The organism is Cytophagia bacterium CHB2 (assembly GCA_030263535.1).
GTDB lineage: Bacteria > Zhuqueibacterota > Zhuqueibacteria > Zhuqueibacterales > Zhuqueibacteraceae > Coneutiohabitans.
Map to the genome: position 1 here is coordinate 1 of SZPB01000354.1, position 6,730 is coordinate 6,730.

Annotated in this window: 5 protein-coding genes; 3 read left to right on the top strand and 2 right to left on the bottom strand. The window is 53.6% G+C overall.

From position 1 onward, the window contains the following. Positions 1–58: 58 nt before the first annotated feature. Positions 59–523 carry an IS200/IS605 family transposase gene (tnpA, locus tag FBQ85_24435; GenBank protein MDL1878280.1) on the bottom strand — a complete coding sequence of 155 codons (465 nt, stop codon included), beginning with the start codon at positions 521–523 and terminating at the stop codon, positions 59–61. A 138-nt stretch (positions 524–661) separates the two neighbouring features. Next, positions 662–1,759, bottom strand: a complete 1,098-nt coding sequence (locus FBQ85_24440; protein ID MDL1878281.1) for a CRISPR system precrRNA processing endoribonuclease RAMP protein Cas6 — start codon at positions 1,757–1,759, stop codon at positions 662–664. Between the two features lie 594 nt (positions 1,760–2,353). On the opposite strand from FBQ85_24440, the gene amrS reads away from it, so the two are divergent. The 3 genes from amrS to FBQ85_24455 all read left to right on the top strand — a co-directional run bounded on the left by amrS (position 2,354) and on the right by FBQ85_24455 (position 6,141). After that, complete coding sequence (amrS, locus tag FBQ85_24445) at positions 2,354–3,388, top strand: AmmeMemoRadiSam system radical SAM enzyme (GenBank protein ID MDL1878282.1); 1,035 nt, start codon at positions 2,354–2,356, stop codon at positions 3,386–3,388. A gap of 146 nt (positions 3,389–3,534) precedes the next feature. Continuing rightward, the gene (locus tag FBQ85_24450; GenBank protein MDL1878283.1) at positions 3,535–4,464 is read left to right on the top strand and encodes a response regulator; all 930 of its coding nucleotides are present in this window, start codon (positions 3,535–3,537) and stop codon (positions 4,462–4,464) included. 219 nt (positions 4,465–4,683) lie between these two features. Next, the gene (locus FBQ85_24455; protein ID MDL1878284.1) at positions 4,684–6,141 is read left to right on the top strand and encodes an aminoacyl-histidine dipeptidase; all 1,458 of its coding nucleotides are present in this window, start codon (positions 4,684–4,686) and stop codon (positions 6,139–6,141) included. The last annotated feature ends 589 nt before the right edge of the window (positions 6,142–6,730 follow it).

The following is a 6,730-nucleotide window of genomic DNA, read 5'->3' on the forward strand; positions in this document are numbered from 1 at the left end:
GGAATGGCCCTAAAATTTGAGGGCGCATTAACGCTCTTACAAATTTTAGCCGCGAGATTCATCGCGCAGTAGACTCGCCACCCGATTCATCCCAATACACCACCACCCCATCCTCTTCCTCGCTCCATTTTTCCATCACCTCGCGGGTGGTTTGATTTTTGTGATGTTCTTTTTGATTGCGGGCGTAGGCAATGACCGCAGAGAGAGCTTTGTCGCCAAACGAAAGCACGCCGTAGCCTCGTTGCCACTCGAATGCGCCCGGGTGTTTCAAAACATGTGTCACCCAATGTGAGCTTGCCCCTTTGAGTTTGCCGATAAAATCAGCCACGGCATATTTCGGTGGCAAAGAAAAAACCGTATGAATGTGATCTGCGATGCCGCCAATCATGTGCATAATCGCGCCTAATTCCAGGCCTTTGCGGCGCAGATAGGCGTAGAGTATGGGTTCCAACTCCGGGGTGATCAACGCCTCGCGATTTTTGCACGCCCAAACGCCGTGATAATGCAATCGCCAATAGGACATGGGACCCTCCATTTTGAAATAGGATGATACGATTCCCGCCCGGTGATGAATCGCCGGGCTAAAAAATGCAAGCGCCACGAATGGCGCTGGAATTCGAGGGCGCTTCAGCGTCCTTCGAAATTTTAGCCCCGCGATTTATCACGGGGCGGTTTCACAAGCAATCTTCCCATTGCCAAACACCGCGCCTTTACCCACGTGAACAATCTCGCAGGTACGCAGCAAATGGATGAACGGCGCCAAGTCGCCCTCCAAGACAATTTCTCCGACAAATCCTCCCATCTTCATCTCCGTGTTTTGGCGGTTACTGCGGCGTTCCCAATCGACCCACTGCAATTGCCGCCGGGTGATCTTGACGGAATTGGCGGCAGTAAGCAAATCGTGGAATTCCCAATCGAGACTTGCCCCAGGCAGATGAAAATGCGCCAATTCCAACACGCGGCGGATCATTTTGAACGCCAGCATGCGAAAGGAGAATTCACTGGTCAGAGTATTATTGAATTTGAGGCGTGTGGGTGTTTGGAATGTGATCTGCGCCGAAGATACGGTGGAATGAGTTATCGCTGAAACCAGTTGCGGCGAGGGATTTTCGTGCAAACGCTTGCTTGCACCATCATACAACAACCGCCATTCAATCTCGCCGGTTGCTGTCCGCGGCTCGATATCGCCTTCCTGCTGTTTGCCTTTTTCTTTTTGCTGTTTGTTTTCCCCCTCCTGCCATTCGACTTTCAGCAAGTCAAAAGGGAAGCGCTTGTAGCCCAGGCCTTCTGAGGCCATCTGTGCAACGGCGTAGATGGCATAGGGATGAAGTGGTATGGCTTTGCCAAACAGAAGCAAATCAAAGCGCAGCGACTCACCGGCGCGGTAATGTTGTTGTTGATCAAATGGTTCAAAAACGTAAGGGCGCGGGGCCGTGTCCAGGCCGCGCAAGAAGGGCGGGGGCTCGCCTTCGACGAAAGTTTCGAACAACTGGGGATAAGCGCATTGGCGTCGCAAGAGACAGGTCTCACAAGGCTGTTGCGGCCCCATGACGCAAACGGTGCGGCGCAGCGCATGGCCAAACGCGCCGCGCAAGAGCGAGCCTTTGAAGAAGGGTAAATGCGAATCTCGTTGCGCCAGTAAAGAGAAGCGCATACGAAGGTAGGGAATGTGGGGTAATTGATAATTTACCGCCCCAGACTTGTTGGCGTGGAAACTCGGACCATTGGAAATGGTATGATCATTCTGATCTTTCGGCATCAAGTTACTCCTGATCAGAAACTCAACCTCAATTTTCTAAAAACAGCCGTGACGAGCTTGAAAAAACTATGACGCTGGCAGGAAAAGTGTTTGCATGATAACAAACTTCAAACGGTAAAGCAAGGGCATTTGATTGCGGAATGCGGATTAGTGATTGCGGATTGGGCTGTTCGTCGCAAAATCTCTTCGAATCCCGCAATTCGAATTTTCCCAACCTCAAATCAATCTGTCGGGGATTGCGGATTTGGCGCGGCTTTCTGGCACAGGCTTTTCAATCCCCAATCTGAATTCCACAACCCCAAATCAAATCATTTCGGAATGCGGATTGTTGATTGCGGATTGGACTCTCGCGTTACAAAATCTTTTCGAATTCCACAATCCGAAATCCACATTCCACATTTGACCAAGATTTGTTCTGATAAATTAAAACTCATTTCATTCCCGCCACAACAGCGCCGGCGGCGGCATGATGCGCGCCATTATTTCATTTTCATATTCAGATTCCAGGCTTGCTTTTTGCCCTTTAGATACGTATTTTCAGCCGTTTTCAGAGATTTAAGGAATGGCATGATCGAGGCACAATTTTACAAGAAGCTGGATAATGGCAAGGCCCTATGCTACCTCTGTCCGCGCTATTGTGAAATTGGCGACGGGCAAACGGGCTTCTGTTTCGTGCGCAAAAATGAAGGCGGCACGCTTTACGCGCTCGCCTATGCCAATCCCTATGCCATTCACATCGATCCCATCGAAAAAAAGCCGCTCTCGCACTACCTCCCGGGCACACGCATTCTTTCGCTGGGTACGGCCGGCTGCAATCTCGGCTGCAAATTTTGCCAGAATTGGGACATCTCGAAAGCGCGCTATGATCATGAGCGCGCTTATGCGTTTGCGCCCGAGGCGATTGTGGAAACGGCGTTGCAGCGCGATTGCCCCAGCATCGCGTTCACGTATAACGATCCCGTGATTTGGGCGGAATACGCCATCGACATTGCCAAAGCCGCGCACGCCGCCGGATTGAAAACCGTGATGGTCTCCGCCGGTTACATTACGCCCGAGGCGCTGCCTGCGGTGTTTGATCATATCGACGCCGCCAACATCGATCTTAAAGGTTTCACCGAAAATTTCTACCGCAAAACGTGCCTGGCTCATCTCGCGCCCGTGCTGGAAACTTTGAAAATGCTCAAGCGGCGCGGCACAACCTGGCTGGAGATTACCAATCTCATCATTCCGACATTGAACGACTCCCTTGATGAGATTCGCGCGATGTGCCAGTGGATTCTTGACAACCTCGGGCCGGAAGTGCCGTTGCATTTTACCGGCTTTCATCCGGATTTCAAGTTGATGCACTTGCCGCCGACGCCGGCCGCGGTGCTGGAAGAGGCGCGCCTGCTGGCGTTGACGCTGGGCTTGCAATATGTTTATATCGGCAATGTCGCAACACGCGAGGGCAACAATACCTATTGTCCGGCGTGCCGCACGCTGCTCATCCGGCGCACCGGGCATGCCGTATATGAAATGAACCTTGAGGAGGGCCGCTGTCCCACGTGCCATCTGAAAATACCGATTATCCTCAGCCCGCCGCAACAACGCCGGAGGCGTTTCGCGCCCAGATATGAGGCCGTGGTTTAAGCGGCAATCGCTGCTGCAGTGAATGGCAAAAAGCGCCGCGAGGGGCTGTTATAATAATGACTAGAGGAAGAAAAATGAATGACGGGGCGATCAGGTGTCATTTTTATTAGGATGCGCATGAAAAATCACCAACTCGCGAGTGAGATATGCTGATTTTACGACGCAAAAATCACGATTTCCCCGCGACGATTCCCGAACGCGGAAAGGATGCCGGTCTGAAAGTCGAAACCTCACGCCCTCCCGTGGAAGCCTATGTCCCGCGGCTCTTGCTCGTTGACGGCCATGCCAAACGCAATGACGAGCTGACACAAGCCTTGCGCGAAAACGGCATGGAAGTGCAAATCACCAATTCGGCGCAGCATGCGTTGAGCATTCTGCAGCAAAAATTTTGTGATGCGCTGCTGCTCGAAATTCCGGCCTCCGACATGCCGGCCTCGCAAATGGTGGCGGTCACACGTAACCGTTTTCCGTTTTTGCCGATCGTCGTGCTGGCGGATAAAAGCCGCATGAATGACGCCATCGGCGCGCTCAATGCCGGCGCGCTGCACTTGATCCCCGTGCCCTATCAGCCCCGGCAAGTGCTCAGCGCGTTGCGCAAAATTCTGGTGTTTCATCACGACACCATTAAGCCCGGGCGGCTGCTGCCCGGGCTGCGGCAAACCGTGCGTTTCGAGCTGCCCAGCAGCCTTGACTACGTCACCGGCGCAGCCAATCAGCTCACGGAAATGTTCGTGCGCTTCGGCATCATCAGCTTGGAAGAGATCAATATCAAAATCGCGATTGTGGAAGCGCTCACCAATGCCATGGAGCACGGCCACCGCTTCGATGCGACGCAGCGCGTGAAAGTCGAGGCCAAAATCGATGATCGCCTCGCTGAAATCAAAATCACCGACAACGGCAAGGGCTTTAATCATCGCCAGTTGCCGGATCCCACGGCGCCGGAAAATCTCTACAAGCCGCGCGGCCGCGGCATCTACATGATGTATCGTCTCATGGATGAGGTGCATTTCAATCGCAAGGGCAACAGCGTGCGCCTGGTCAAGTATCGCCGGCCGTTCGAGCCGCATATGGCATGATCCCGCCGTTCGGAGATGTGGTCCCGCCTGCTGCTCGTTTATCAGGATGAGGGTGCTGTCGTTTGTCCGTATTGCAATCTTATCTTCGGGAGAAACGTTTGCTGTTTTGCTGAATTTGATTCTACTCAATAGAAATTGTTGCGCGGACGTTAATCATTCTCGCGCTTAGAAATCCCCCTGCGTATACATTCGAATCCCCACCCGGAAAGGAGCCTGCAAATGTCATTTGTATCTGAGCTGGAGCCTCGCAGCCTGTGGCAGCATTTTGATGAAATTTTGAAAATCCCCCGCGGCTCGGGCAATGAGAAAGCAGTAGCCGAGTATGTCACCGGCATTGCGAAAAAGCACAATTTAAGTTATCAGCAAGACGCCGCCGGCAATTTGGTGGTGAAGAAACCCGCTTCTGCCGGGCGAGAAAATGCGCCGATCACCGTGCTGCAATCTCATCTCGACATGGTCAATGATAAGAATTCCGATGTTAAACACGATTTTGAGAAGGATCCCATCAAACCGCGGCTGGACGGCGAGTATCTGTGCGCGACCGGCACCACGCTCGGTTCGGATAACGGCATCGGTGTGGCTTCGGCGTTGGCGCTGATGGCAGCAAAAGACGCCGTACACGGGCCGCTGGAATTGCTGTTTACCGTTGACGAAGAAACCGGCCTTACCGGCGCCAACAATCTTGCCGAAGATTTGCTTACCGGCCGGCAGTTGATCAATCTCGACACGGAAGAAGAGGGCGCATTGTATGTCGGCTGCGCCGGCGGCGCGGGCACGGATTTGGCGCTGCCGCTCAAGGAAGATCGTGTTGACAAAAATTTGAAAGTCTTGCGGCTAAAATTGGCGGGTTTGCGCGGCGGACACTCCGGCGTCGACATTCATTTGCAGCGCGGCAATGCCACCAAACTGCTGGCGCGCGCGCTGTATCATCTCATCACGGCGCGCGGCCTGAAATTTTATCTCACCGGAATTTCCGGCGGCAACAAGCACAACGCGATTCCGCGCGAGGCCTTTGCCACCGTGCTCGTGCCCAATAAAAAGCAGAACGATTTTCTTGAAGCCCTGCACGCACAAATCGACGCCATTCGTGCGGAATATGCTACCGTCGAGCCGAATCTGGCGGTGACCATTGAAAAAGGCCGCGCCAAACAATGTTGGACCGGCAAAACGACGCGCCGCGCCCTTGCCCTGTTGCACGCTTTGCCGCACGGCGTTGCGATGATGAGCAATGACATCCCCGGATTGGTAGAAACCAGCACAAATCTCGCCGTGGTGGACACACGCAAGAAGAGTCTCCACATTCATTGCAGCACGCGCAGCTCGGTGAACACGGCATTGCAGGCGCTGCGCGATCGCATTCGCGCCATTGCGGAGTCCTTTGGCGCGAGTGTGAAAGAAGACGCGGGCTATCCCGGCTGGAAACCGAATCTCAATTCACACGTGTTGCAGGTCGCCAAGCAAGTTCATCAAGAGTTGTTCGGCGTTGAACCGGCGGTGAAAGCGATTCATGCGGGCTTGGAGTGCGGCATTATCGGCATGAAATATCCCGGCATGGATATGGTATCGCTGGGTCCCCAAATCGAGTTTCCGCATTCACCGGACGAACGGGTAAAGATTCCCTCGGTGGCAAATTATTACAAACTGTTGCTGGGTACGTTGAAAAAATTGTCCGAATAGATTCCGCGCCTGGAGGCACATGGTCTCCAGGCGTTTTCATTAGAACCGATATGCAACGCATTTGATTCATGAACGGAGACGGGGGGCAGTTTTGTGAAGCTTTATTGGGGTGAGCCATCAACGGAACAATGCCAACGGGATCGCAGCTCCAGTCACGGCATCAGAATAGTAGCCATTCAATTGCCGGCCGTCTGCGGAGAGGCTGAGTTGCGCGCTTCCCCAGGTTCCCACGGCCGTGGTTATGTTGAATTGCACATTTTGCCCGTTAATCGTTCCCTGTCCCACAGCCGTGACGCCATAGATCGGATTGACTTCCTGTAGCGTCATGGCATTGGCATTTTGTTGAATGTAATACGATACGCCCTGGGCGGTGCGCCAAGTGCCGGCAAGCGAGGGCAAGGTCATGGGTTCGCGCGTTTCCTCAAAGCCGCCGGAGGCAGCGCCCGCCGGCGTTTCCCCTTTTGCTGCTAGTTGCCCTTCCAAATCCTTCAGCTTCTCCTCCAACTCCGCCTGGCGTTTTTTCAATTCCTCTTCCCCGACTTTTTCGATTTGATCCGTTGTGGCAACGCTGGCCGGCTTCTCCGCGAAC

Bases quoted from the DNA above. Each gene is read 5' to 3' on its own strand.
- FBQ85_24455 (MDL1878284.1), top strand. From the start codon at position 4,684: ATGTCATTTGTATCTGAGCTGGAGCCTCGCAGCCTGTGGCAGCATTTT.
- FBQ85_24450 (MDL1878283.1), top strand. From the start codon at position 3,535: ATGCTGATTTTACGACGCAAAAATCACGATTTCCCCGCGACGATTCCC.
- tnpA (MDL1878280.1), bottom strand. From the start codon at position 523: ATGTCCTATTGGCGATTGCATTATCACGGCGTTTGGGCGTGCAAAAAT.
- FBQ85_24440 (MDL1878281.1), bottom strand. From the start codon at position 1,759: ATGCCGAAAGATCAGAATGATCATACCATTTCCAATGGTCCGAGTTTC.